Annotated in this window: 21 protein-coding genes; 7 read left to right on the top strand and 14 right to left on the bottom strand. The window is 65.3% G+C overall.

Features of this window, described 5'->3' with window-relative positions; translation table 11 throughout:
• Positions 1–67: 67 nt before the first annotated feature.
• The 4 genes from K323_RS0118555 to K323_RS0118540 all read right to left on the bottom strand — a co-directional run bounded on the left by K323_RS0118555 (position 68) and on the right by K323_RS0118540 (position 4,697).
• Positions 68–2,104: a bifunctional rhamnulose-1-phosphate aldolase/short-chain dehydrogenase gene (locus K323_RS0118555; RefSeq protein WP_022886762.1), complete on the bottom strand. Its 2,037-nt coding sequence runs from the start codon at positions 2,102–2,104 to the stop codon at positions 68–70.
• Complete coding sequence (locus tag K323_RS27200; protein WP_051147430.1) at positions 2,101–3,003, bottom strand: alpha/beta hydrolase; 903 nt, start codon at positions 3,001–3,003, stop codon at positions 2,101–2,103. Before K323_RS27200 ends, K323_RS0118555 begins: the two co-directional genes overlap by 4 nt.
• A gap of 4 nt (positions 3,004–3,007) precedes the next feature.
• Complete coding sequence (gene rhaI / locus K323_RS0118545; RefSeq protein ID WP_022886761.1) at positions 3,008–4,174, bottom strand: L-rhamnose isomerase; 1,167 nt, start codon at positions 4,172–4,174, stop codon at positions 3,008–3,010.
• Positions 4,175–4,328: 154 nt separating this feature from the next.
• Entirely contained in the window at positions 4,329–4,697 is a 369-nt protein-coding gene (locus K323_RS0118540) for an L-rhamnose mutarotase (RefSeq protein WP_022886760.1), read from the bottom strand.
• A 184-nt stretch (positions 4,698–4,881) separates the two neighbouring features.
• Here K323_RS0118540 and K323_RS0118535 point away from each other — a divergent pair, with 184 nt between their 5' ends.
• Both K323_RS0118535 and K323_RS0118530 read left to right on the top strand, forming a co-directional pair.
• Complete coding sequence (locus K323_RS0118535) at positions 4,882–5,889, top strand: LacI family DNA-binding transcriptional regulator (protein ID WP_026851836.1); 1,008 nt, start codon at positions 4,882–4,884, stop codon at positions 5,887–5,889.
• A gap of 180 nt (positions 5,890–6,069) precedes the next feature.
• Positions 6,070–7,809, top strand: coding sequence for an ABC transporter ATP-binding protein (locus K323_RS0118530; protein ID WP_022886758.1), 1,740 nt, complete (start codon positions 6,070–6,072; stop codon positions 7,807–7,809).
• 9 nt (positions 7,810–7,818) lie between these two features.
• Here K323_RS0118530 and K323_RS0118525 read toward each other — a convergent pair whose 3' ends face one another.
• Positions 7,819–11,184, bottom strand: a complete 3,366-nt coding sequence (locus K323_RS0118525; protein ID WP_169515685.1) for a family 78 glycoside hydrolase catalytic domain — start codon at positions 11,182–11,184, stop codon at positions 7,819–7,821.
• Positions 11,185–11,233: 49 nt separating this feature from the next.
• Entirely contained in the window at positions 11,234–11,380 is a 147-nt protein-coding gene (locus K323_RS30100; RefSeq protein WP_169515684.1) for a hypothetical protein, read from the bottom strand.
• A gap of 104 nt (positions 11,381–11,484) precedes the next feature.
• On the opposite strand from K323_RS30100, the gene K323_RS0118515 reads away from it, so the two are divergent.
• From K323_RS0118515 to K323_RS27195, 4 genes are read left to right on the top strand one after another with little or no spacing between them, the layout of a single operon-like run.
• Positions 11,485–12,834, top strand: a complete 1,350-nt coding sequence (locus K323_RS0118515; RefSeq protein ID WP_022886755.1) for an extracellular solute-binding protein — start codon at positions 11,485–11,487, stop codon at positions 12,832–12,834.
• Positions 12,835–12,891: 57 nt separating this feature from the next.
• Positions 12,892–13,848, top strand: coding sequence for a carbohydrate ABC transporter permease (locus K323_RS0118510; RefSeq protein WP_157509502.1), 957 nt, complete (start codon positions 12,892–12,894; stop codon positions 13,846–13,848).
• Complete coding sequence (locus K323_RS0118505) at positions 13,848–14,675, top strand: carbohydrate ABC transporter permease (RefSeq protein WP_022886753.1); 828 nt, start codon at positions 13,848–13,850, stop codon at positions 14,673–14,675. Before K323_RS0118510 ends, K323_RS0118505 begins: the two co-directional genes overlap by 1 nt.
• Positions 14,672–17,299 (top strand): alpha-L-rhamnosidase, encoded by a 2,628-nt coding sequence (locus tag K323_RS27195; protein ID WP_022886752.1) that lies wholly within the window; start codon positions 14,672–14,674, stop codon positions 17,297–17,299. Before K323_RS0118505 ends, K323_RS27195 begins: the two co-directional genes overlap by 4 nt.
• On the opposite strand, the gene K323_RS0118495 is transcribed toward K323_RS27195, so the two are convergent.
• The 7 genes from K323_RS0118495 to K323_RS0118465 form a co-directional block, all read right to left on the bottom strand.
• Positions 17,296–18,744 (bottom strand): L-fucose/L-arabinose isomerase family protein, encoded by a 1,449-nt coding sequence (locus K323_RS0118495; RefSeq protein WP_022886751.1) that lies wholly within the window; start codon positions 18,742–18,744, stop codon positions 17,296–17,298. The two genes, K323_RS27195 and K323_RS0118495, sit on opposite strands and share 4 nt — an antisense overlap.
• Positions 18,744–19,505 (bottom strand): ParA family protein, encoded by a 762-nt coding sequence (locus tag K323_RS0118490; RefSeq protein ID WP_022886750.1) that lies wholly within the window; start codon positions 19,503–19,505, stop codon positions 18,744–18,746. The genes K323_RS0118495 and K323_RS0118490 overlap by 1 nt, the downstream gene beginning before the upstream one ends.
• Complete coding sequence (locus tag K323_RS29085; RefSeq protein WP_022886749.1) at positions 19,502–19,963, bottom strand: histidine biosynthesis protein HisIE; 462 nt, start codon at positions 19,961–19,963, stop codon at positions 19,502–19,504. The genes K323_RS0118490 and K323_RS29085 overlap by 4 nt, the downstream gene beginning before the upstream one ends.
• Positions 19,964–20,093: 130 nt before the next feature.
• Positions 20,094–21,185 (bottom strand): rhamnose ABC transporter substrate-binding protein, encoded by a 1,092-nt coding sequence (gene rhaS / locus K323_RS0118480; protein ID WP_022886748.1) that lies wholly within the window; start codon positions 21,183–21,185, stop codon positions 20,094–20,096.
• Between the two features lie 39 nt (positions 21,186–21,224).
• Positions 21,225–22,337: an ABC transporter permease gene (locus K323_RS0118475; RefSeq protein ID WP_022886747.1), complete on the bottom strand. Its 1,113-nt coding sequence runs from the start codon at positions 22,335–22,337 to the stop codon at positions 21,225–21,227.
• Entirely contained in the window at positions 22,330–23,388 is a 1,059-nt protein-coding gene (locus K323_RS0118470) for an ABC transporter permease (RefSeq protein ID WP_022886746.1), read from the bottom strand. Before K323_RS0118470 ends, K323_RS0118475 begins: the two co-directional genes overlap by 8 nt.
• Positions 23,385–24,887, bottom strand: coding sequence for a sugar ABC transporter ATP-binding protein (locus tag K323_RS0118465; protein WP_022886745.1), 1,503 nt, complete (start codon positions 24,885–24,887; stop codon positions 23,385–23,387). Before K323_RS0118465 ends, K323_RS0118470 begins: the two co-directional genes overlap by 4 nt.
• Positions 24,888–25,116: 229 nt before the next feature.
• On the opposite strand from K323_RS0118465, the gene K323_RS0118460 reads away from it, so the two are divergent.
• Positions 25,117–25,332 (top strand): hypothetical protein, encoded by a 216-nt coding sequence (locus tag K323_RS0118460; RefSeq protein WP_157509501.1) that lies wholly within the window; start codon positions 25,117–25,119, stop codon positions 25,330–25,332.
• Between the two features lie 34 nt (positions 25,333–25,366).
• Here K323_RS0118460 and K323_RS29080 read toward each other — a convergent pair.
• A partial coding sequence (locus tag K323_RS29080; protein ID WP_022886743.1) for an HNH endonuclease signature motif containing protein occupies positions 25,367–26,180 on the bottom strand: 814 nt, incomplete at its 5' end.

The raw sequence follows: 26,180 nt of genomic DNA, 5'->3' as shown, positions 1-26,180 counted from the left end.
TGTGGGCGCGAACGGCGACTCTGGGCGAGTGGAACGCCGCCGGCCCGACCGTACCCCGCCGGCATGCTCATCGCAGGAAGGCCGCCGCGACCCCGGCGTCGACGGGGATGTGCAGGCCGGTGGTGTGTGAGAGGTCTGAGGTGCAGAGGGCAAACACCGCATTGGCGACGTTCTCGGGGAGAACCTCGCGCTTCAGTAACGTGCGCTGCGCGTAATACTTGCCGAGCTCCTCCTCGGGCACACCGTAGACGGCGGCGCGCTTGGCGCCCCAGCCGCCGGCGAAGATGCCAGAGCCGCGCACCACACCGTCTGGATTGATGCCGTTCACCTTCACACCGTGCTCGCCGAGCTCGGCAGCCAGCAACCGCACCTGGTGCGCCTGGTCTGCCTTCGTCGCCGAGTACGCAATGTTGTTCGGCCCGGCGAACACCGAGTTCTTCGACGAGATGTAGACGATATCGCCGCCGAGCTTCTGGTCGATGAGCACCCGCGCCGCCGCCCGCGACACCAAGAACGAGCCCTTGGCCATCACGTTGTGCTGCAGGTCCCAGTCGGCGACGGTGGTCTCGAGCAGCGACTTCGACAGCGACAGCCCGGCGTTGTTCACCACGAGGTCGAGTCCGCCGAAGGCGAGAACCGTGGCGTCGACGGATGCCTGCACCTGCGCTTCGTCTGTGACATCCGCCTGCAGGCCGATGGCGACGTCGGTGCCGCCGATCTCGGCCGCTGCGGCCTGAGCCTTGGCCAGGTCGAGGTCGGCGATGACGACGCAGGCGCCCTCAGCGGCGAGGCGGGTGGCGATGGCCTTGCCGATTCCGGATGCCGCACCGGTGACGAGGGCGACGCGGGTGGCGAGGGGCTTGGGCTTCGGCATCCGCTGAAGTTTGGCCTCCTCCAGCGCCCAGTACTCGATGCGGAACTTCTCCGCCTCGTCGATGGGCGCGTAGCTGGAGAGACCTTCCGCACCGCGCATGACGTTGATGGCGTTGATGTAGAACTCGCCGGCAACGCGCGCCGTCTGCTTGTTCGCACCGTAACTGAACATGCCGACACCCGGAATCAGCACGATCAGCGGGTCTGCGCCACGGATGGCCGGCGACCCGTCATCGGCGTTGCGGTCGTAATATGCCTGGTAGTCGGCACGGTACTCGTCATGCAGCTCGTGCAGGCGCGCGATCGAGTCCTCGATCGAGGCGGATGCCGGCAGGTCGAGCACGAGCGGCTTCACCTTGGTGCGCAGGAAGTGGTCTGGGCAGCTGGTGCCGAGCGCGGCGAGCCGGGTATGCTCGGTGCTCGACAGGAAATCGAGGACGACCTGGTCATCCGTGAAGTGACCGACCTGCACGCGGTCGGTTGAGGCCAGGCCACGAATGGCGGGAGCCAGGGCGGCCGCCTTCGCGCGGCGTTCGGCTTCCGGCAGGGCGCCATAGCCCTCGAGCGTGGGGCCGAACGGCTCTGCCCTGCAATGCTCATCGATGTAGGCCGCAGCGGTGTCGATGATCCAGAGGGAGTTGGCTTCGGCCTCCTCTGATGTCTCACCCCACGCGGTGATGCCGTGGCCGCCGAGAATGCAGCCGACGGACTGCGGGTTCGCTTCCTTGATGGCGGCGATGTCGAGGCCGAGCTGGAAGCCGGGGCGGCGCCACGGCACCCATACCACGCGGTCGCCGAAGATCGTGGTCGTGAGTGCTTCGCCGTCGGCTGCCGTCGCGATGGCGATGCCGGAGTCCGGGTGCAGGTGGTCCACATGCGCGGCGTCGACGAGCCCGTGCATGGCGGTGTCGATCGAGGGGGCAGCGCCGCCCTTGCCGTGCAGCGTGTAGTCGAACGCGGCAACCATCTCGTCTTCGCGGTCGAGGCCCGGATAGACGTCGACGAGGGCGCGCATCCTGTCGAGGCGAAGAACCGCCAGGCCCTTCTCGGTCAACGTGCCGAGGTCGCCGCCTGAGCCCTTGACCCAGAGCAGCTCAACCGGCTCGCCGGTAACCGGGTCGGTCTCCATGCCCTTCGCCGACGTGTTTCCGCCCGCGTAGTTCGTGTTGCGCGGGTTCGCGCCGAGGCGGTTCGACCGCGCGATGAGGTCGGCAGCGGCCTGGTTCGTCATGAGGGGTTTCCTTCGGTGGTGCTGGGAGCGGTGGTGCTGGGAGTGGTCTGATTGACCGAGGTATCTGGAACGAATCCGCGCGCGATCCAGCGCGCGATGCGCTCGATCGAGTCGGATGCCGCTGACTCATCCGGCCGGTTCAGGTGACCGTGCAGGGCCCCGGGTTCGGTCGCGAGCTCGAGCGGAATGCCGGCGTTCGCGAGGGTCGCGGCAAACACTTCACCGGAGACCCGCAGGTGGTCGATCTCGGAGTTGATCATCAGCACCGGCGGGAAGCCAGTGAGGTCGGATGCCACGGCGCGGCCGGGCACCACCGCGAGCGGGGCGTCATCGACCGGACCCCCGAAGTAGTTCTCGTACATATCGGGCACGTAGGAGGGGCCATGGGCGGCCGCGGGGTTCGCGGCCAACAGCGCCGCCAGCTCGGCATCCGGTGCCGGCTGCTCGGCGAGCAGGGTCGGGTAGGCGAGAAAGATGCCGGCAGGCAGCGGCAGGCTCCGCGTATCGTCTGCGAGCATGCGCAGCACAGCCCCCGTCACGAGATTGGCGCCGGCGCTCGCGCCGCCGATCGCGAGGCGGCTCTTGTCGATGCCGAGCTCGTCGGCGTGATCCAGAGTCCAGGCCCAGGCGGTGAGGATGTCATCGGAAGGCAACGGATAGCGGAAACCGTCGCCCGCGTGCCGGTAGTCGACCGAGACGACAGTGATGCCCCGCGCCGCGAGCGCGCCGGAGGTCCAGTGCGCTTCCGGCATGTCGAGGTCACCGCCCCGGAAACCGCCGCCGTGCGCCCACACCAGTGCCGGCGTCTGGCCTACCTGACCTGCCTGGCCCGCCTCGCCGTGAGAATCCGCCGGGTACACCCGCACGAGTCCGTCCGCGGCGCCGTATGCCTCTGTCATGCGCTTACGCTCCCCACGACATCTGGGCGCCGCCGACGCGCTCGTCGGCGATCTTCTGCTGGTAACCGGATGCCGCGTAAGCCTTCATGGGGTCGGCCGGCAGGCCGCGCGACTCGCGCCAGGCCGCCAGGTCTGGGCGCACATCCGTGTAGAAGGCGTCCATCATGATGCCGTTGGCTCCGAGCACGTCGCCCGCCTCCTGCGCTGCGGAGAGCGCATCGCCGTCGACGAGGAGTGCTCGCGCCGTCATCTCCTGCACGTTCAGCACCGAGCGAATCTGGCCGGGGATCTTGTCTTCGACGTTGTGGCACTGGTCAAGCATGAACGCGACAGGGCTGCCGGGCCCGTAGCCGCCGCCGCGGATGACCTCGTAGAGGATGCGGAACAGCTGGAACGGGTCTGCCGCGCCGACGATGAGGTCATCATCGGCGTAGAAGCGGGAGTTGAAGTCGAATGAGCCGAGTTTTCCGAGGCGCAGTAATTGGGCCACGATGAACTCGATGTTGGTGCCAGGCGCGTGGTGGCCGGTGTCGAGGCACACCATCGCCTTGTCGCCGAGCGCCGAGACCTGGGCGTATGAGGTGCCCCAGTCAGGGACATCCGTGTGGTAAAAAGCCGGCTCGAAGAACTTGTACTCGAGCACCAAACGTTGGTCGTCGCCGAGGCGCGCGTAGATTTGCGCGAGCGAGTCTGCCAGCCGGTCCTGCCGTCCGCGGATGTCGCCCTGGCCCGGGTAGTTTGTGCCGTCGGCGAGCCAGATCTTGAGGTCCTGCGAACCGGTCGCGTTCATCACGTCGATGCACTCGAAGTGGTGGTCAATGGCCATCTGGCGAACGGATGCGTCGGTGTGCGTCAGGCTGCCGAACTTGTAGGCATCGTCCTGGAAGGTGTTCGAGTTGATGGTGCCGAGTGCGACGCCGTGCTCGCTGGCGAACGCCGACAGGGCGGCGTAGTCGTCGCCCTTGTCCCACGGAATGTGGAGCGCCACCTTCGGGGCGAGCCCGGTGAGCTCATTGACCTTGGCCGCGTCGGTGATCTTCTCCTCGACACTGCGCGGCGTGCCGGGCGTGGTGAACACCTTGAACCTGGTGCCAGAGTTGCCGAACGCCCAGGAGGGCAGCTCGATGGCCTGTGCCTCGAGCTGGGAGGAGATGGATTCGAATGTCGTCATCGTCGTCTCGTTTTTCTCGCTAATGATCTGTTGACACAGTATAGGTGAATCGTTTCAAACTGGGCAAGTCACGGCGCTAAGTCACGGAGCCGAGTCATGGAGCCGGGCATCCGCAACAAGGCATCCACGGTCAGGCTCCGCAATCCGGCATCCGTCATGCGGATGCCGCGCCCGCGTCGACCGCGGCCAGCTGGTCCTCAAGGTTGAAGATCTCGGTGAGCTGCAGGAAGCCCTCGTCTGGAGCCCCGTCCAGATCGGCGAAGAACTCGCCCATCTCGGCCTGCCACCGCTCGTTGACCCCGGTGGCCGCCATGCCGGCCTGCGCGGCGTCAAGCGACTCCGTTTCGAAGTAGCCGATCAAGAGGCCGTCTTGCCGCAGGAAGATCGAATAGTTGTTCCAACCGGTCTCTTTCAGGGCGCGCAGCATGTCTGGCCAGACGGCTGCGTGGCGGCGCGTGTATTCGGGAATACTCTCCGGTTTGACCTGCAACTGGAAGCAAACGCGGTGCGCGGTCGTGCTCATGCGGATGGACCTCATCTCCACGAGGGGATCGTGAATCGTTTCAAAAGTGACTATCAGAGACTATCCCCGGCCCGGAACCGTCGTCAAGCAGCGGATGGCGCGGCACCGTTGTCCTGCCGGTGCGGCCGGCATCCATATGATGGAATCCACCGCGCGTCGCGCGAGAAACTTGGATGAGGTGCACGTGACCGGGCCCGTAGGAATTCGTGAGGTGGCCGCGCGCGCCCAGGTGTCCGTCGGCACCGTCTCCAATGTGCTCAACAAGCCGGAGCTCGTGTCGGCCCGCACCCTGGAGCTCGTGCAGGCAACCATGGACGAGCTCGGTTTTGTGCGCAACGACCTGGCCAGGCAGCTGCGCATGGGCGGCGGAACGACCCTCGGCATGATCGTGCTCAACGTGGCCAACCCCTTCTGGGCCGAACTCGCCCACGCCTGCGAAGCCGCTGCGGAGACCCACGGCCACACGGTCATCTTCGGCAGCAGCGACCAACTCGACGGGCGAGAAGACCGCTACATCGACCTCTTCGAGGAACAGCGGGTTCGCGGAATGCTGATCGCCCCACTCGATGGTGCCACTGAACGGATGAACCGGCTCACGCGTCGGGGGATGCCGCTGGTGCTCTTCGACATCCACGCGGCCGACGGCGACGTCTGTTCCGTTGCCCTCGATGGTGATGTCGGCGGCTATCTCGCCGTCAAGCACCTCCTCGACACCGGGCGCCGCCGGGTCGCCTTCCTCGGTGGCCCGCTCCACCAGGTCGAAGACCGCTGGAAGGGAGCGCTCAGGGCGATCGACGAGGTCGACGGGGCAACCCTGACGCACTTCGACACCGCAGACCAGACGATTGCGGACGGCCGGGCAATGGGCGACCTGATCGCCGGCCTGCCTGGAGACTCCCGCCCTGACGCCATCTTCGGCGCCAACGACCTTCTGGCCCTCGGCGCGATGCAGTCACTCGTACTCGCAGACGGCGTGCACGTGCCTCGCGACATCGCCATCGTCGGATACGACGACATCGACTACGCGGCATCGGCGATCGTTCCGCTCACGACCATCCACCAGCCGAGGGAAGCCCTTGCGACAGAGGCAGTTCGTCTGGTGCTCGACCATGCGGCCAACGGGGGCGTGCACGAACATGAGCACCTCTTGTTGCCACCCAGGCTAATCGTGAGGGCGAGCACCGCCCGCTGAGTTCGCTGTTCGAACGGTTCTTTTGCCGTGTGGGTTGACAGGCGAATCCGGATGGCACAGGATGCCAGACATGAAACCTTTCAGAATCGGTGTTGTCGCGCCCTGAGCCACTGGATCGTGAGCCGCGCCGTGCTCGCTCGTTCGCTCTCCAACCGCTCGACAACCTGATCGAAAGAAATCGTGAACATCTGCGCGGCCCACCCCGTCCGCTCCCTCGGCAGTGCGGTTCGACCGTACCGGCGTCGAGTCTTCGCGGCCCTGTTCTTCATCGCCCTCAAAGACAGCCCGCTATGGCTCATCCCGGTGGTCACGGCAAAGATCATCGACACGGTGATCGGTGGCACCGACTATCTCCAACTGTGGACTCTTGTCGGGATCGCCGTCGTCGTGCTTGCCCAGAACTACCCGAACCACATCCTTTACGTGCGCATGTACAGCAGGGTGTACCGTTCGGTCGCGGCCGACCTGCGCAACACCCTGTCGGCTCGTCTCCAGGGACTCTCCATCGGTTTCCACAGCCGCAAGAGTGCATCGGTGATTCAGAACAAGGTTGTGCGCGACGTGGAGAACGTCGAGCTGCTGATGCAACAGATCTTCCCCGTGCTGGCCGTCTCAGCGAGCATCCTGATCGGCTCCATCACGGTGACCGCGATCCAGGCGCCGGCGTTCCTGGTCGTCTTCGCCTTCACCGTGCCGGTCGGCGTCGGGCTCGTCGCCGGCATGCGCCGTCGCGCCGCTCGTCGTAACGAGTCGTTCCGCCTTCGAATGGAAGATCTCTCGTCGCGCGTCGGTGAGATGGCGACGCTCATTCCCCTCACCCGCGCGCACGGCCTCGAGACCACCGCGCTTCGGCGGGTGGCTGAGACGTCAGAGAACGTCAAGCAAGCGGGGCTCCAGCTCGATCGCTTGAACAGTCGGTTCGAGACGACATCCTGGGTGTCGTTCAATGTGCTCTCCACCCTCTGCCTCGGCCTGGCCGGCTGGGCCGCGATGTCACAGATCGTTCCCATCACCCCCGGCCAGGTGGTGCTGCTCAGCACCTATTTCGCCACCCTCACCTCTGCCGTGACGCAGCTCGTGAACCTGACGCCCATCCTGAGCAAGGGACTCGAGTCTGTGAAGTCCATCGCCGAGGTTCTCGAAGACCCTGACCTGGAACTCAACGAGGGTAAGACCACCATCGACCGTGTGATCGGGCACATTCGCTTCGAGGGGGTCGGCTTCCACTTCCCGGGATCTGACCGGCCTGCCATCGACCACATCGACCTCGACATCTCTCCAGGCGAGACGGTCGCGTTTGTCGGCGCATCAGGGTCTGGCAAGTCGACCACCATCAACCTCGTGCTCGGCTTCATCCGTCCGACCGAGGGGCGCATCCTGCTCGACGGGCGCGATATGGAGCGCCTCGACCTGCGTACATCGCGGCGTTTCATGTCGGTTGTGCCGCAGGAATCCGTGCTGTTCGAGGGATCCGTCTACGACAACGTCACGTATGGCCTCGAGAACGTCGATGAGGATCGCGTGCGCCGTGCGCTCATCGACGCGAACGCGGCGGAGATCGTGGACGAGCTGCCAGACGGCTGGCACACCATGGTGGGCCAGCGGGGAGCGAGGCTCTCCGGTGGTCAGCGCCAGCGGCTCGCGATCGCGCGCGCCCTCATCCGTGATCCCCGCATCCTGCTACTTGACGAAGCGACGAGTGCGCTCGACAGCGAGTCGGAGGCGAAGGTCAAGGCCGCTCTCGACACCCTCATGACGGGGCGAACCTCACTCGTGGTCGCCCATCGCCTGTCCACGATCCGCAACGCCGACCGCATCGTGGTGATGGATCACGGACGAGTGGTGGAGGTCGGCTCCCACGACGAACTCAGCGCGATTGACGGATACTACGCCCGGCTCCATCGCGCCCAGTCGTTCTGACCCGAGTGGTCACCAGGTGCGACGAACCGAGCTGTAGCCGACCTCTCCCAGGTGGAACGCGAGTGGCGTCTGCCGGGCGGCGTCGTATGGCCCGGCGTTGGTCGCGTCTGCACCGGATGCGCGTACCCGGATGCCGACCTCAACGCTCACGATCGCCGTGCGGGCCGCGAGATGGGAGACATCCACCGTCACACGATTCCACCCCGCTGGCCAGAGCATGCCGGTGCCGTGCACGCTCGTGCCATCCGCCCCGTGCACGGTGATGACACTCTCGAGAGGGCGTGGTGGGTTCTCAAGACACAGATCGAGGGATGCATAAACAAAACGGGCGTTCGGCAGCTGCCGTCCGGAGCTCGCTTCGTTGCCGTCAGCTTCGTTGCCGTCATCTCCGGGGGACACCCGAACCGTCAGAGCTGCTCCCTCGCCGGACACCCCGGCCGGAGTGGTGTGACGCGAACGCACGAGTGCGACCGGCCCAGCGGGTTGCTCGTGCGGCACCGGCATGCAGCGGAGGCCGTGCGCCAGGGTCTCGACCCGCAGGGCGCCGTCGCCGACAATCAGTTCGGCCGCGAGGCTTCGCGCCGCCCAGTCGCGCTCGCCGACGACGTCCGGCGATGGCGCCGGGCGGTACGGCGGCGCCCACGGCTCTTCGCCCGGCTGAGATAACGGCGGCGGTGACTGATGCGTCGCGCGCACTGCAGACACGGGAATCGTGCGGGTGTGAACGCCAGAACCTACTAGCTCTTCGGGGCGCCCCGGCAGCCGTAGCGCGGCCTGCGCGCCGACCGGCACCGTGAGGGTGAGGGAGATGTCCTCTCCATCGATCTCGTAGCCGAGGCCGACCACACCACGCACGGTGCGCGATGACAGGGCCAGCGAATCCACTCCGACGACAAACTGCGGCTCGGCGACAAAGGTCGACCAGCCGGCTCCCGTCGGACGCACGCCGGCGAGCCACTGCCACGCCCAGCCGGCGAACGGACCGCCGAGTCCGATGTGGTCGAGCGATCCCGTTCCCGTGTTCAGCGGATCGATCCACCAGCATTCCCAGAACGTGCCTGGCCCATGGTCGAGCATGGCGCCGATCCCCGGTTCGGCCAGCTGGTGAAGGGTGTCGAAGACCGCCTGGGAGTGTCCGCTCCGTGCCAGTGCCCGAACGACGGTTCGAGTGGTGGCGAAGCCGGATGTCACCCGGTTGCCTCGTGCGCGCACATCGACGGCGATTCGATCGGCGGCGCGTTCTGGTTCACTCCCGACCAGGATCCGGCCCTCGATGCCGATCGCATCGGCCGCCTGGGTTCCGTTGCCGAAGGCGTCGCGCTGCTCGTCGAAGAAGGCGGAACGCGCGGCCGCACGAAGGTCGTCGGCGGCCCGGAGACGCTCTGCCGCAGCATCCGTTTCACCAATCGCTTCTTCAAGAATTGCCAGCGATTCGAGGCTGTCGATGGTCGCCTGGGTGTGGTGCAGGGGCGGTGGGGTCTGCACAAGCGCGAGCCAGTCTGAGCCGTAACTGATCTGCGAGTTGCCGATTACGCCCTCCTCGGTGCGGAGCGTCAGCTGGTAGTCGACCCAGCGGCGCAGCGCCGGAAGCGTGTCCTGCACCACGCGGGCGTCGCCGTAGTGCAGCCAGTGACCGACCAGCACTCGCTGGAGTGCTGCGCCCCACACTGGGTCAGGAGTGATCCTGGGCGAACGGATGTCTGGCGAGATCGCCGGGATGCTGCCGTCGACTTGCTGGCTGGTGCGCAGGTCGCCGAGCCACTTCGTGAAGAAGCTCTGCATGTCGAACGCCGAGAAGTCGAACTCGGCGACGGATGCCGTGTCTCCCGTCCACCCGGACTGCTCGCGCGTCGGGCAGTCCTCAGGGATCCCGTGCACGTTGTTCAGCAGTGTGCGACTGGCGACCCGCACCAGCGCGTTGACCTGCGGGTCGTCGGTCTCCAGGCCGCTGGTCGACTCGAGGTCGGAGTGGAGGCTCCAGGCCTCGAGGGTGACCTCCGCGTCGGCCGGCAGGCCCAGGATCTCGACGTACCGGAAGCCGTGATAGCAGAACCACGGTTCGAGGATCGCGCCTGCAGTTCCCGCTCCCAACAGCCCGCCGACGACGTACTCCACCGCCTGGCGAACGCGCCCGTGGTCGTATGGCATCGTCAGGTTGGTGGTGTCGAGTCGTCCATCGGCGCCCAGGTGCTCGCCGTGGACAACACGGATGACGGTTTCGCCCGGCAACGCGGTTGTCACTCTGAGCCTGGTGCGTCCAGCTATGTTGGTTCCCACGTCGTACACGCGACTCTCGTCTGTGCGTGAGAGACCAGCGCGCGAAAGACCCGTGCGTGAGAGACCCGTGCGCGAGAGAAGGGTGACGCCGTGCTCGGCAACCCGGTGCACAGCCGGCGACGGGTCCGGAGCGACGTCACGGGGAGGGGTGACGGCAGACTCCGGCGAGAGTGCGGGCTCGAGTACGCGAGCAGCCGTTGCCTGGCGAAAATTGAGGGGAGCACCAGCCCGCTCGTGCCTTTCCAGATAGAACGGCTCTTCAACCGTCACCTCACTCGCGGCGGAGAGCATGCCAGGGCCCGTGCCCGCGCGCACGACGGTGCCGCCCTCCAGGTGCACCACCACTTCGGCGAGCACGCGTGGGTCGAGCCCGGTCCTCTCCCACTCGCCGGAGCCGAGTACGAGGTCGAGTGTGTTCTCGCCCGTGCCGTCCTGAGTGGTGCCGGCCTGATTGGTACGGAGCAGATCGGTCACGTCATAGCTGCGGTATAGGGCGCGGCCGAGGTCTGTGCGCGACGGGTCGGAGGCATCCGGGTTGACGGCGACGCCGTTGACGGATGCCCGAACCAGGCCCTGCGCTGTGAGGTGAAGCCTCGCTCGTTGGATCGCCCCGTCGACGCGGAACGTTCGGCGCAGGGTCGACAACGCAGGATGCGAAATCCACTCGGCTGACCAGTCGTCGTAGGCCCATGGGCCGGTTTCGAGGATGGACGGCTCCGACCAGCCCGACCAATCGCCGAACTCGCCCTGCACGCGAACGGTCCACAGATACTCAGAATCGGGGTCGAGTGCGGTTGTCAGTTCGGTGAATGGATCGCTGCCGCTGCCGCTGCCGCTGCCGCCGACGCCGCCTGTCGATTCGGTTGGCCCAGCCGATCCTGTCGAGTCGACGAGGGCGCTGTCGGGGTCGCGGGGGTCGCTGGTCGCCCGGGAGACCCGCACCTCGAACGCCGACTGGGCCTGGCCGGTGCGCACCAGAGGGACGACCCACGACAATCGCGGCGCCCCCTCGCTCGCGAGGGCAACGAAGCGGTCAGGGTACACAGCTGATGCTGCGCGTCCGTCAACGCGCAGCGTGGTGGGGGCCAGACTTGGCACGAGAACTCCTTCGTCGTGTCGATCGATCAAGCCTCTCAGCTCTTTCAGCTCACTCGGCTCGCGCAAGATATTGAAACGTATCATAATCGTGATCATCCGTTCCGGCATTGCGCTTGACAACCGGAAAAGACTCCCACATTATGATCTGAAAGGTTTCAATAGAGACGGTCATGACCGCCACGGTCAGGGCGACCATCTGTTCACTCGGCGCTGTGAAGCTCGTAGCGCTGTGAAACTTGCACTGCAATCACTTGTTCTGTAATCACCTCTTCTGTAATCACATCGATGAAAGGAACGACAATGATGTCTCATCAAGCGGGCAAGCCTCGCAGAGTACTCGCAGCCCTCGCGGTGGTCGCCACACTTCCACTCGTGCTCTCGGCCTGTGGCGGAGCATCCGCATCTGATGCCGGCGCTGCCGGCGAAGTCGACGGCAGCTCCATCGTCCTCAACACGATCACCGGCCTCGAGCCCCAGTTCCAACAGTACGCAGACGCCTACATGGAGGCGTTCCCCGATCGCAAGGTCGAGGTTCGCAGCACCACAGACGACGCGGCAGAGTACGCACAGGGGCTGGCAACGGCCCGGCTGAGCGGTGAACTGCCCGACGTCTTCTTCAACGTGGACTTCCTGGCAGACACGCTCGCGACAAACAACGTCACGCTCGACATGACCAAGGGGCTGGCCGAGGGCAAGCTCGGCGACCTCGATGAGGAGTCCTTCCTCCCGCAGTTCGTCGGCCAGTATCGCCCGCTCGACAACCCAGACCAGATCACCGGTCTTCCCGTGAGCGCAGACTCTGTCGGGCTGTTCTTCAACAAGACAGCGTTCGACAAGGCCGGCGTCACCGAGTACCCGGAAGCTGACTGGACCTGGGACGACATGTACAGGGTCGCAACAGAGATCCAGACGAAGAGCGGCGGAAGCATTACTGGGCTTGCTGCTCCCCTCGCAGACGGCACAGCGCAGATCGTTTTCGGCCCCGTCATCCAGGCGTTCGGCGGAACGGTCTACGACGCCGAGACCGGCAAGTCCGGCATCGGTCAGCCAGAAGCCCTTGAGGCGTGGGAGTTGCTCCTTGGCGCGTACGGAACGGCGTCCGGCCCATACACGACGACAACAGATGACCCGACGCTCAAGTTCGATTCGGGCAACGTCGCAATGGCCATCGCGTCTCGTGGCGGGGTCCCCGGTCTGCAGGAGACGATGACCGACGATAACTGGGACGTTCAGGTTCTCCCGACGATTGACGGCAACTCGACGGCCGGCGGCGGATCCTACGGACTCTCGATTGCGCAGACCAGCAAGAGCCAGGATGCCGCGTGGGCGTTCCTGAGCTGGTTCTACGACACTGATACCGGCATGAAGGTCGCCCAGGAAGTGGGCGGTGTCATCCCGCCGACCGACGACGGCATCGACAACGGCATCTGGAAGGACGGCACCCCGCCGCCGGCCAGCATCGCCATCTTCGGTGAGTCGGCTCGCACCGCTGTGCTCCTCACGCAGATGCCAGGCTCGTCGTCGACCACCATGAGCGAAGCGACGAAGAAGGCGACGCAGGAGGTGTTGCTGAACGGGAAGTCCATCGAAGACGCTTTCGGTGAGGCTGAGCAGACCGTCAACGACGCCATCGAGAAGCAAAGCAAGTAACCGGATGTCCGGGTGGGGCCAAGCGCCCCACCCGGTTCCCGACCATCGGAGATCGTCGTGTCGACCCCAATCCTTGATATGCCATTGCCTCGACAAGGCGAGGAGAAGAAACCGGTCCCGGCCGAAAGGCCAGGAAGCCGACGCGCCAAACGTGTCGACGCGCTGACGGCCGCCGCCTTCCTCACACCGGGGTTGTTGGCCTTTGCGGCATTCGTGATCCTCCCCGCGGTGGGCGGCCTAGTTCTGACCTTCTTTGAATGGGACCTCTTCGGTACGCCGCAGTGGGTGGGGCTGGACAACATCACCCGCCTCTTCGGTGACGAAGACATGTGGCAGGCACTCTGGGTCACCGCGCTGTTCGTTCTGATGGGTGTCGTCCCGACGATCCTCATCGGCTTCGTCCTGGCGGTTCTCATCAACACGAAGCTGCCGGGAATCGCCGCGATCCGGGTCTTCTTCTTTGCGCCGATGATCGCCTCGGCCGCCGTCGCCTCGCTGATCTGGGTCAACCTGTACAGTCAGAGGGGACTCATCAACCAGGCACTTTCGTGGATCGGAATCGATGGACCGATCTGGCTCTCCGACCTGACTTGGGCCAGGCCCGCGCTCGTCATCATGATGATCTGGGGCGGCCTCCCGATCGTCATCATCCTATATATGGCCGGACTCCAGCGGGTGTCAGATGACATCTACGCCGCGGCCTCACTCGACGGCGCGAGCAAGTGGCGCCAGATCTGGTCGATGACCTGGCCGAACGTCTGGGGAACGACCATCCTCATCGCCGTCCTCCAGGTCGTCGGCTTCGTGAGTGGCTCGTTCGAGGTCGCGCTCATCATGACCGACGGCGGTCCACTCGGAAGCACCCAGTCGATCGCACTGTACTCATACAAGGTTGCGTTCTCCGAGCGCGACATCGGCTATGCGAGTGCACTCTCGCTATTCCAACTCGTCCTCATGATCGTCATCGTTATTCTCGTGCGCATGATCGTGCGATTCCGAAAGGAGCGCAGCTGATGCGTACTTCTCCTCTGCACGCCGCCATGCGTTACGTGGCGATCGTGCTTGCCGGTTTCATCATGGCCGCGCCGCTGCTCTTCATGGTCTCAGGCTCGCTTAAGTCCGCCGCAGAGGTCGCTGCCTTTCCGCCGAAGCTCCTGCCCGAAACTCCGATCTGGCAGAACTTCGTCGATGCTTGGAACTTTCTGACACCCCAGGTGATCGGCAACACCTTCATCTTCAGCCTGGGAATCGTGGGCCTTCAGCTGTTGCTCTCGCTGCCGGCCGCCTTCGCCCTTGCGAAGATTCCGTTCAAGTGGTCCGCGGCCGTGCTCGGGACCCTGATCGTTCCGATGTTCATCCCCGGCAACCTCACCCTCATTCCGCTCTTCATCGTGACGTTCCAGCTGGGCTGGCTGAACACCTATGCCGGCCTCATCATTCCGATGGCGGCACAGTGTGCGTTCGCGATCCTGCTCTTCCGGCAGTTCTTCGCGACCATGCCGGCCGGCCTCATCGAGGCGGCGCGCATCGACGGGGCGAGCTGGGGCCGGGTGCTCACCTCCATCGCGCTCCCGCTGGCGAAGCCCGCGCTCGCCACCTTCTGCTCGATCAGCTTCCTGACCGCGTGGAACATGTACATCTGGCCGCAGGTCATCGCCCCCAACCCGGTCAATCGCGTGATCAACGTCGCCCTCGCACCGCTGGCAGGCGGCGAGAACTCCGTGATCTCGCCTGCCGTCGGTCTCGCCGGCGCCGTGATCGCCATGCTGCCCGTTCTCATCGTGTTCATCGTGTTCCAGAAGTGGTACCTGAAGGGCATCGCCGGAACGGGGCTCGAGTGACGCGGGAGCTCCAGGCGCAGCCGGGGACACCTGGAGTCAGCGCACGTTCGAGTGCGCTTGTCACAAGACCGCGGGCCGAGTACCTCACTGATCTCAGCGGTTCCGGCGTGTTGGGAATCGGCACCGCCAGGCCTCGGCTGTCATGGCGCCTCGAATCCGCACCAGACGACTGGGTCTCTGAACGCTACGAGCTACAACTCGAGACGGACGACGGGCGGCGCGAGGCGGCAGTCATTGAATCCGCCGAACAGCTCTTCGTACCGTGGCCGTTCGCACCCCTTGTCTCCCGTCAACGAGTGCGCGTGAGTGTTCGCGTCGGTAGTCGACGTGGAAGCGCAAGCGGAAGCGACTGGACCGACTTCAGCGCTCCCCTCGACATCGAGGCCGGACTTCTCGAGCAGAACGACTGGGTCAAAGACCTTGTGAGCCCCTCGACCATCGGCGGGCTGACGGATGGTGCGCCGCTGCTTTTCGGCACGGCCCGCCTGACTAACGCACCGGTGTCTGCCCGGCTGTACGTCACGGCGCACGGCATCCTCGACTTCACGATTAACGGCGAGCGGATCGGCGACGACTACTTCGCGCCAGGGTGGACTGCGTACGAGAAGCGGCTCCGCTACCGCACCTACGATGTCACCGGGCTCCTGCAGGCTGGTGAGAACCGGCTGCAGGCGCTGGTCGGCAATGGCTGGTATCGAGGCCAGCTGGTCTGGCCGGGCAACCGCTCGAGCTACGGCGATCGCCTGGCGCTGCTCGCCCAGCTCGAGGTCGTCTACGCGGACGGCACGATGGCCACCTTTGGAACGGATGCCGGCTGGGGGGCCGTGCACAGCAGTATCCTGTTCGACGACTTCTACGACGGTCAGCGGCAGGACCTGCACATCACCGACTCTCCGGAGGGCAAGCCTGTCGACACCGTCGACGTTCTACCCGGAGGGTTCGAACGTCTGGTCGCGCCGTCCGGGCCGCCTGTGCGCGTCGTCGACTCCCTCCAGGCCGTGCAACTCATCACGTCTCCCACGGGCAAGACGATCGTCGACTTCGGGCAGAATCTCGTCGGCTGGGTGCGGTTGAGTGTGCGCGGCGCGGCCGGAACCGAGGTCTCCGTACGGCACGCAGAAGTGCTCGAAGACGGCGAGCTCGGCACGAGGCCGCTGCGCAGTGCGCTGGCGACGAGTACGTATATTCTTGCCGGCGGCGGCGAAGAGGTACTTCAGCCCACCTTCACCTTCAACGGATTCCGATACGCAGAGATCGACGGCGTCCCCGGTCTTGCGCAGGGCGACGTCGAAGCGCTCGTGCTCGGCAGCGACCTGGAACGCACCGGCTGGTTCGAGTCGTCAGACGATCGGGTCAACCGGCTTCACGAGAACGTGGTCTGGAGCACGCGCGGCAACTTCCTCGATGTGCCAACCGACTGCCCGCAGCGCGATGAGCGCCTCGGCTGGACCGGTGACATCCAGGTCTTCGCCCCTACGGCCACTTTCCTGTTCGACACGGCCGGATTCCTTTCGGGCTGGCTTGACGATCTCGCTGCGGAACAGAAGCCTGACGGCGGAGTGCCGTTTGTGATCCCGGATGTGTTGCGTGACGTCGACCCGGCCGCCGCTGCCTGGAGTGATGCAGCAACGATCGTGCCTGAGGCGGTGCATCTCGCCTACGGTGACGTCGGCGTGCTCGAACGGCAGTACTCGTCGATGAGGGCGTGGGTCGAAAAGGTGCGGGCGATGGCAGGGGAGGGCCTGCTCTGGACCACAGGCGGACCGTTCGGCGACTGGCTCGACCCGACCGCCCCACCTGAAGACGCGGCGCAGGCGCAGGCGGATACCGATGTCGTGGCTACCGCGTACTTCGCGCGCTCTGCGCGAATCCTTGCGATCGCAGCGGCGCGCCTCGGGCGCCAGGACGATGCCGACGAATACGCCGGTCTCGCAGAGCGGGTGCGCGCGGCGTTCGTGTCGGCGTACGTCAGTGACGCCGGGATTGTGCAGAGCGATTGCCAGACCGTTTACGCCCTCGCCATCGCCGGCGGGCTGTTTGAAAGTGACCGTCAACGCGATGGCGCGGGGCGGCGTCTTGCCGAACTCGTGGTGCACGCCGGATACCGGGTGAGCACGGGTTTTGTGGGCACGCCGCTCATACTCGACGCCCTGTCGCAGGTCGACAGAGCCGATCTTGCCTACCGGATGCTTCTTGAGGAGTCGTGCCCGTCCTGGCTGTATGCCGTGTCGATGGGCGCGACCACCATCTGGGAGCGCTGGGACTCCATGCTGCCGGATGGATCGATCAACCCGGGCACGATGACCTCCTTCAATCACTATGCCTACGGTGCCGTGGCCGATTGGATGCACCGCTGTGTCGGTGGTCTGGCGCCCACCTCGCCCGGGTATCGCACCATCGAGGTGCGACCGCTGGTGACCGGAGACCTCAGCAGTGCGTCGGTCAGGCATCTGTCACCGTACGGTGAGATCGCCGTTGCGTGGCGGCTCGAAGGCGTAAGAATGACCCTCACGCTCGCCGCGCCGTACGGAGTCACTGCCGAAGTGTGGATGCCCGGCGCCGCGAGTGCTGTGACCGTCGGCCACGGCACGCACGAGTTCGAGGGCGCCTGGCGCCAGAGCTAGAGCTGGCCCAGCGAAACGTGGCGGTGCTCGATGCCGAGCAGGCTCGCCGCGGCACGGATGTCGTCGGCGCGGTGACCGACGCAGAGTGCCCAGTGGTGGCCGACGCCGGTTTGGCTCCACTCGTCGACCCAGACGCCGGGGTCGCCGCCGAAGTCGACACGCGAGGTGGTGTTTCCGATCGCGAGCAGCGGGCCGGGAACAACGGTGCCCTCTGAAGTGATGAAGGTGTAGCTGCCGTCACGGTCCTGGCCGACGCCGAAGGTGGTCACCGGGCCATGCTTCACGTCGAACTCGACCGACACTCCCCAACCGCGCTTGCCGTGATAGACACCGAGACCGCGCAGCAGCGGTTCTGAGGCGCTGACGGCGAGGTGAGCTGGACCGTCGTGGCCCATCTCCACCACGTTGTCGAAAAAGTTCAGCGCCTGGATCTCGGTGAACGAACCGCCGGCTCCGATCGCCTGGCCCGCCAGCTGCGCGATCGAGGTTCGCAATTCATATTCACCGGCCATCGGGATGCCGCGGGCCGTCAGGATCGACGAGCCGAGAATCATCCCGGCTCCGAGCCTCTCGTGCAGTTCGCCGTTCAGCCCACGGTGGTAGTAGGCGACGGAGTCGAGATCGAAGTCGTCGACCAGCCGGTCGAGGCCGACCGAGACACGCGCCCCCCACTCGAAGTCTTCGTCGTTCACCGAGTCGTCAAGCGTGAACAGCGATCTGGCGAGCTCCTTGCGGTCGGCGACCTGGGCATCCGTCACCTCGTTCACCCGCTCGCGCAGGTCATCGAACTCCAGCACTTCGACGTGTGAACCGAACGTCGTCGACACGGTGGTGAGGTCGGTGGAGACGTCGAGCATGCCTGGGTAGAGGTGGCCCATCAAGCCGTGTCGGGCGTTACGAAGCGTGCCGCGCACTCCGGCGGCGTGCACCCAGCGCTCGATGCGGTTCCATGCGCTCTCCTGGCGGAGGTAACCGGAGACAGAACGGAACGGGATGCCGGCACGGCGGAAGACGTTGGCGACCTCTGGCACAGGGCACTGCCCGCAGTAAGCGAGCCAGGCGCCGGTGTCGAAGGTGGCGTGGTCCATCGACTCTGTCGGCTGCAGGTCGAGCACCAGCACGGGGGTGTTCGCGCGCTGGGCGATCGGCAACACCATCGACGAGGTCAGGTAGGTGGCGAGGAAGACGACGATGATGTCGCAGTCGGCGATCCGCAGCTTCTCGGCGGCGATCTGGGCCTCGCGGGCGTCGGAGATGAAGCCGGCGTCAACGACCTCGGCGTCGAGTTCATTGAACCGGCCGGTCACGTAACGGGCAGACTCTTGCAGCTGTGGCAGCAAGCCGGGGAACTGCGGCCAGTATGCGCCGAGTCCGCCGGAGACCAGACCGATGCGGGTCTGCCGACGCTTCTTCGGCGCGAGTAGCTCGCTCAGTTGGTTCAGCATCAGTGCTTGCGCTTCCGCACTTTGGCTTTCACGGTCGCCTGGACGCGCTTCCACAGCTCGCCGTACGCGAGAGCTGCCTCGACGGCCGGTGCGTAGCTCGCGATCGGTGCTCTCGCTGCGCCCATCCGTTCAATCTGAACGGTGGCCGGAACCACAACATCCGTCACCGACGCCTGCGCCAGCGGCAAGTGTTCGACCGCCTCCCTGTGAAGCTTCTTTCGACGATCGACCATCGACAGGAACGCCACGACAGGAGCAGTCGACACGGATTCCGCCACGAATTGGGTGACCTGCTCCAGTGATCGCATCGACAACGGCGATGGCACGAGCGGCACTACAACCGCGTTCGCGGAGAACACCGCGTTCTCAGCGACCAGCGCCGCGCCGGGCGGGCAGTCGAGGATGACCACATCGTAATCGTCGGCGACCTGCTCGAGGACCTTAGCGACCCTCTGCTCCGACTTCTTCGCGTGGTCGAAGACGAGATCGAGATCGCGGTAGCTCGCATCTCCCGGAAGCACGTCGAGGTTGTTGTGACTGGTCGAGCGGATGGCGCCGGCCACCTTGTTCTTGCCGGCGACGAGAGCGCCAACGCCACCCTTCACCTTCGGCTTCACTTGCAGCAGGAAGGTTGCCGCCCCCTGGGGATCGAGATCCCAGAGCAGCACCCGGAACTCCTTTGCCGCCTCCCACGCCAGGTTCACGGCCGCCGTTGTTTTACCGACACCGCCTTTGGTGCTGTAGACAGCGACGACTTTCACGGCTGCGACGAATTGAGTGCCGTGAGCAAGGCAGCCTTGTTGAGGCGGGAGTATCCGGTGATCTTCTTCGCCTTGGCTTGCTGCCGCAATTCGACCAGGGTCGGGGTGGCGGGCTGCGACTTCTTTGGTGCCGTCTTTGGTGCCGTTTTCGGTGCCGTCCTCGGTGCCGACGCAGCCTCGGCGTCTGCCTTCTTTGCCTCTGTTGCAAGCTGCCGTGCCGCTTTCGCGTGCTTCGCCGCCAGCTTCTCGGTCTGGTTCGACAGTGCTACTGCCTTCTTGCGCAGCTTCTTGCTTGAAACGCTCACAGCCTTATTGGCCGCCTGCACCGACTTCTCAGCGCGGGCGAGGGCCTTCTTCGCTTCTGCCTTCTTCCCCGCTGTGGCCTTCTTCGGGGCTGTCTTCTTCGGAGCCGACTTCTTCGGAGCCGACTTCTTCTTGTCTGTCTTCGCCTGCGCCATTCTGTGAACCTCCAATGGGTCGACCGCGATCGATCATTCCTCCACAGTAGTAAACACCCGGTCCGGTATGGAGAATGCATGCGCACTCGCCACACCGGACCGGTGACTCACTATCGGAAAATGCAGCCGATTAGAAGTCGTACTCGTCGATGTTGTCTGCCGTGAACTGGGTCGGCGGGCCGACGATGACGACGCCGCCCTCACCGACCTCGCGCTCGCCGAGCTCTCCGGCTTCGAAGGTGTCGCCTTCAGCGCCGGTGATGGTGCCATCTGCCAGTGCCTTTCCGGCGAACGCGGCAACGTAGCCGAGCTGTGCCGGGTCCCAGAGCGCGAACTCGGTGACGGTGCCATCCTTGACGAACGGACGCATCTCGTTCGGCAGGCCGAGACCGGTCAGCGCGACCTTGCCCTTGTACTCAGACGTGGACAGGTAACGAGCCGTCGCCGCGATGCCGACCGTCGTGGGCGAGATGATGCCCTTCAGGTTCGGGTACGCCTGCATCAGGCCCTGGGCCTCCTGGAACGACTTGGTGTCGTCGTCGTCGCCGTAGACCGTGGTGACCAGCTTGATGTCCTTGTACTCGGGGTTGGAGGCCAACTCCTCCTCCATGAACTTGATCCACTCGTTCTGGTTGGTCGCGTTTGCCGTCGCCGACAGGATGGCGATCTCGCCCGCACCGCCGATCTGCTCCGCGATCAGCTTGACCTGGATCAGTGCCACACCCTTCGCCACGACCTGGCTGATGAAGACGTCGCGGTACTTCGGGTTGGTGTCGGAGTCGAACGCCACGATCTTGGCGCCCGCACTGCGAGCCTCCTCGAGTGCCGGGCCGACGGCATCCGGATCGTTCGCGGCGATGACGATGACGTTGGTGCCCGCCTGCGTCTCAGCGTTGATGAACGACACCTGGCTGGAGGCGCTCGCCTCGAGCGGGCCGACAATCTCGGTCGCTGCGAAGCCGGCCTCTTCAGCGCCTTCTTCGCCGCCGCCGAGGACAACATCGGTGTACGGGTTGTTCAACTGCTTCGGGATGAACGTGATGCTGAGGTCGCCGCCTGCGTCGCCGCTGGTTTCGCCTCCGCCTGATGTGTCGGCGCCGCTGGCACAGCCGGTGGCGATGAGGGCAAGCGAGGTGGCGATGGCGGCGAACGACGCGATGCGGCGCGCGGCTCTACGCTTCCCTGTGTTGCCTCGCTTGGTGTAATTGCGAATCAACTCCATTGTCTTTCCTTTCATAGAACGCCCTGGTGCAGGCGTTGGTTACTCCCGAGGTGCTGCCTGGGGAAGACTTCTTCGCACCCGTCTGTCGTGTTGCCAGCGGGTGAATGCGGCGAAGATGCTGGGGGCGACGACGGATGCGATGAGCAGCGTTCCGGTGACGATGATCAGTACGACATCCGAAATGCGGCCGAGTCGGAGTGCGTAGTTGATCGTGCCGATCAGAAGCACACCCGCGATGACCCCGGGGATCGACCCCTTGCCGCCGAAGATCGATACCCCGCCGAGGAGTACGGCTGCGATCACGGTGAGTTCGAGGCCGCTCGCGTTGTCGCTGCGAGCGCTCGAGTAGCGGAGCGTCCAGTAGATGCCGGCGAGTGCCGAGACGGAACCTGTGCCGACGAACAGCCAGAACTTGGCCCGGTTCACCTTGATACCGACGAAGGTCGCCGCTTCCTTGCTGAAGCCGAGGGCGTACAGGCCACGACCGAACGGCGTCATGTGCAGCAGAACCCCGAAGAACAGGGCGACGACGACCACGCCGATCATGACGGTCGGAATGCCGGTTGCGCCGAGCTTCGACGTGAAGAGACCGGTCAGCTCAGGCGGGAAGTTGGCCACCGCGTTGTCGCCGATGACGACCAGCGCTAGCCCGCGGAACAGGGCGAGCGTGCCGATCGTGACCGCGAGCGAGGGAAGCCCGACCACCGCTATCAGGAATCCGTTGAAGGCGCCGGCGAGCACCCCGGCGACCAGGCTGAGTACCAGAACGGTGCCGATGTCGAGCCCGGCCTCCCACAGCACACCCATCAGCGCGCTGGTGAGCCCGGCGATGCTGGCGACCGACAGGTCGATCTCGCCGGTGATGATCACCAGCGTCATCGGCAGGGCGATGAGCAGCACGGGGATCACGTCGAGGAGCAGGAAGCCCACAGTGACCGGAGACGCGAACCGGGGGATGGCGATGCACGCGTAGAGCACGAACACGACAACGGCGTAGATCATGATGGCGTCGCGGCCGAGCAGGATGCGCGCGGCCCCCGTGCGGCCCTTGCCGAGCGTGGAGATGGTCTTGGTGGTGTCTGCAGCCGGAGCGGCGGCAGCATTGGCATTGGCATTGGCATTGGCGGCGGCAGTGCGGGTGGAATCAGACATCGCGCGCCTCGCTCTCTCTGAGCTTTCTGGCTGTTCGGATGCCGGCGAGCCGGTCGATGACGATGGCCGCCAGAATCAGCACGCCGACGATCGCCTGCTGCCAGAACTTGTCGACCCTGAGGGCCGTCAGGGCACTGGTGATGGTGGTCAGCAGAACCGCGCCGATGGCCGCTCCGGCAACGGAGCCGCTGCCGCCGAAGATTGCGACGCCACCGACGACCGCTGCGGCGACGACGTCGAGTTCCATGCCGGTGCCGGTGGTGGCACCGACAGAGTTGAAGCGGCTGGCGTAGAGCACACCGGCGAGCCCCGCGAGCACGCCGTTGGCCAGGAAGGCCAGGAAGACGCGCCGCGCGACGGGGATGCCGAAGAGTTCGGCCGCCGCCGGGTCGGAGCCGATCGCATAGAGGTCGCGACCCGGCCTGGTGCCGACCATGTACACCGCAACGGCGATGACCACGAGGATGGCGATGAGGGTGATCAGCGGGAAGCCGAGCACGGTGTCGACCGACAGCGCTCCGAACTCATCCGGGCGGTCGTCGGCGAAGTATTGCGTTCCTCCGGCCCAGGCGTTGTTCAGGCCGCGGTAGATGTAGAGGGTACCGAGGGTGATCACCAAGGCGGGCACCTTGGCAACGGTGACCAGCAGGCCGTTGACCGCGCCGAGCACGGCGCCGAGCGCCATGCCGGCAACAAAGACGACGATGATCGGGATGCCGGGAACCGTCGCGAACAGGGTTCCGGTGAAGAAAGCGACGAGGCCGAGAATCGAGCCGACGGACAGGTCGATGTTCCTGGTGACGATGACCAGCGTCTGGCCGACGGCGAGGATGATCATGATGGTGGCGTTCAGCAGTAGGTCCTTCACCCCCTGCGCGCCGAGGAACAGCGGGTTCGCCGCGTAGGTGATGAGTACCAGCGCGATGAGTGCGACCGTCACCGGCACTTCGCGGAGTCGAATGAGGCTGCCGAGTGCAGATTTCCTGCTCTCAGGCCGTGCTACGGTCTGGCCCTGCGGGGCGGGGGACTGAGTTGTGGGCGTATTGGTCACTTCGCGCCCTCCAGGGATGCTGTTGCTGCGTGCATAACGGTCTCCGGCGTCGCATCCGCCCTGTCGAGCTGGGCGGTGATGCGCCCCTCGTGCATCACGAGAACACGGTCGGCCATGCCGAGCACTTCTGGCAGTTCGCTCGAGATCATCAGGATGGCGATGCCACGTGCGGCGAGGTCGGAGAGGAGACGGTGCACTTCGCTCTTGGTGCCGATGTCGATGCCGCGGGTCGGTTCATCAACAATGAGGAACTTCGGTTCGGTCGCAAGCCACTTGGCCAGCACGACCTTCTGCTGGTTTCCGCCGGAGAGGGTGGAGACCGCGTACTCCTGCGAGCCGGTCTTGACCTGCAGCCTGGCGGTCCACTCTTCGGCGGCGCGGCGCTCTGCACCGGCGCTGATGATGCCGAAGCGGGCGAGCGAGTTGCGCAGGGTGAGGGTGGCGTTGCGGGCGACGGAGAGGTCCATGACGAGACCCTGTTTGCGGCGGTCTTCTGGCACGAATCCCATGCCGGCGTCGATGGCAGCTTGCGGGTCGTGCCGCTTCAGCCTGGTGCCGAGGAAACTGACGCTGCCGCTGTCATAGGGGTCGATGCCGAAGACGGCGCGGGCGACTTCGGTGCGGCCGGCGCCGACGAGGCCGGCGAGGGCCACGACCTCGCCCGCCCTGACCTCGAAGCTGATGTTCGTGAAGACACCGGCTCGGCCGAGGTCTTCGACGTGGAGCACAACGTCGCCGATCTCGGAGTGTGATTTTGGGAACAGGGCGCCGATGTCTCGGCCGACCATCTCGCGCACGATGGCATCCGTCGTCACGTCTGCCGTGGTGTGCGTGGCGACGTATCGCCCGTCGCGCATCACGGTGATGCGATCGGAGAGGGCGAAGACTTCGTCGAAGCGGTGGGAGATGAAGAGGATGCCTGCGCCGGCCTCGCGCAGGCTGCGGGCGACCTGGAACAGGCGCTCGACCTCGACACCGGAGAGCGCGGCGGTCGGTTCGTCCATGATCAGGACTTTGGCGTCAAGCGAGATCGCCTTGGCGATCTCGATGATCTGCTGGTCGGCGATGGAGAGACCCTCTGCGATGCGGTCTGGGTCGATCGGCACGCCGAGGCGGGCGAAGAGATCGCGTGCGGCCTGGCGCATGCGGTTCTTGCTGATGAGCCCGAGGGCGCCTTTGGGCTGGCGACCGATGAAGATGTTCTCAGCGACCGTGAGGTCGGGAAAGAGGGTCGGCTCCTGGTAGATGACGGAGATGCCGGCCGCCTTGCTGTCTGCGACGTTGCGAAAGGCGACGGATGCGGCGGAGACGGTGAACGCGCCGGCGTCTGGGTGGTAGAGCCCGGCCAGGATCTTCACCAGGGTCGACTTGCCCGCGCCGTTCTCGCCGACGAGGGCGTGGATCTCACCTGGCAGGATTTCGATGGTTCCATCGGCGAGGGCGACGACGGGGCCGAAGGTCTTGGCTGCTCCGGTGAGGGAGAGCAGGGGCTGTGACATTGGGGGCCGGGTCCTCCGCGGTGAGGTGCTGCTGTGGGTGCTGGAGTGCGTGGTGCGTGGTGCTTGGTGTATTTTCTCGTGCAATGCTGAATCGATTCAAGACGATCCGGGCGACTGCACTCTATGACCGGGCGATCGCGCCGGTCAAGGCGCGGAGGCCCTTTCTGACAGCTTCTTCATGATCCGAATGCGGTATGGCCTGAGGACCACGCCGAGAGGGGGGCGCGCGATGGAGTGGATAGTGGGCATCGTTTCGGTTGGCGTTGTTCTGCTGATCACCCTGTTGTCGCGCCGGGCAGCCATCGATCGTCGGGCCAGGGATCTTGAGGGCAGCGATCCCGAGATTGCAGAGGCATTGCGCAAAGCCTCTCGGGACATCGACCAGGGCAGTTTTCTACGGCAAGCTGTGAGCAGCAGCAGCAGCGGCGGCGCTGCGGCAGGCTGAACGATACACAACCGAGACTCAGCGCGGGCGGGGCCTATTCGCGGCGGGGTGGGCCGTCGGTAGGCGCAGTTGTGCCTTGACCGGTGCGATCAGGGTCGCCTTGGGCGAGGTTGTCGCGGTAGGTGGCGAGGTTGTTGCGATACGCGGTGAGGTTTCCGAGTGTGCCGGGTCGGCTGTTGCTCGGGTCAGTTGTGTGGTTGGCGCGGTGGCCGTTGGTGTGCCGCCAGATTTGGGTGGGGTCCATCCAGTAGGGGGCCTTGATCTGCGGGACACCGCCTACCATGCGGATTTTCCAGCCGGAGGTTTCGATGCTGTGGTGGTGGTACCAGCAGAGGGCGACGCCGTTTGAGATTTCGGTGGGTCCGCCTTTGGCCCATTCGGTGACGTGGTGGAGTTCGACCCAGGAAACGGGTGCGTTGCAGCCGGGGATGATGCAGCCGCCGTCTCTTGCGATGATGGCTTTGCGTTGGTTGGTGGTGAAGCAGCGTTGTTTGCCGCCGAGGTGGAGGATGTCGCCGTCATCGCCGTAGATGATGGTTTGGTAGCCGCCGGCGCACATCATTTGCCGCACGGTCTTCAGGTTGATGGGGTCTTCGACACCGTCGATCCAGCCGACACCGGTGTTTGAGGCCAGGTCTTGGGCGTTGACGTGGACCATGACGGTGGGGGCTGCACCGCCGAGGGTGGGAGTGTCGGCATCGCGGGTGATGCGTTCCAAAGCGGCGCGGAGGATGTCTGCCCTTTTCTCGCCGATGGGCCGGGCGGTGCCGGCGTATTCGGTGTCGAGTTCAGCGCCGGGGATGATCTCCCCGGCTTCGATGCCTTCACGGTTCTCAATGTCTTGGTCG

The sequence above is a fragment of the Glaciibacter superstes DSM 21135 genome, from assembly GCF_000421145.1.
GTDB lineage: Bacteria > Actinomycetota > Actinomycetes > Actinomycetales > Microbacteriaceae > Cryobacterium > Cryobacterium superstes.
Note: the sequence above shows the minus strand (reverse complement) of the source record. Positions and strands in the feature narration are given on the sequence as shown.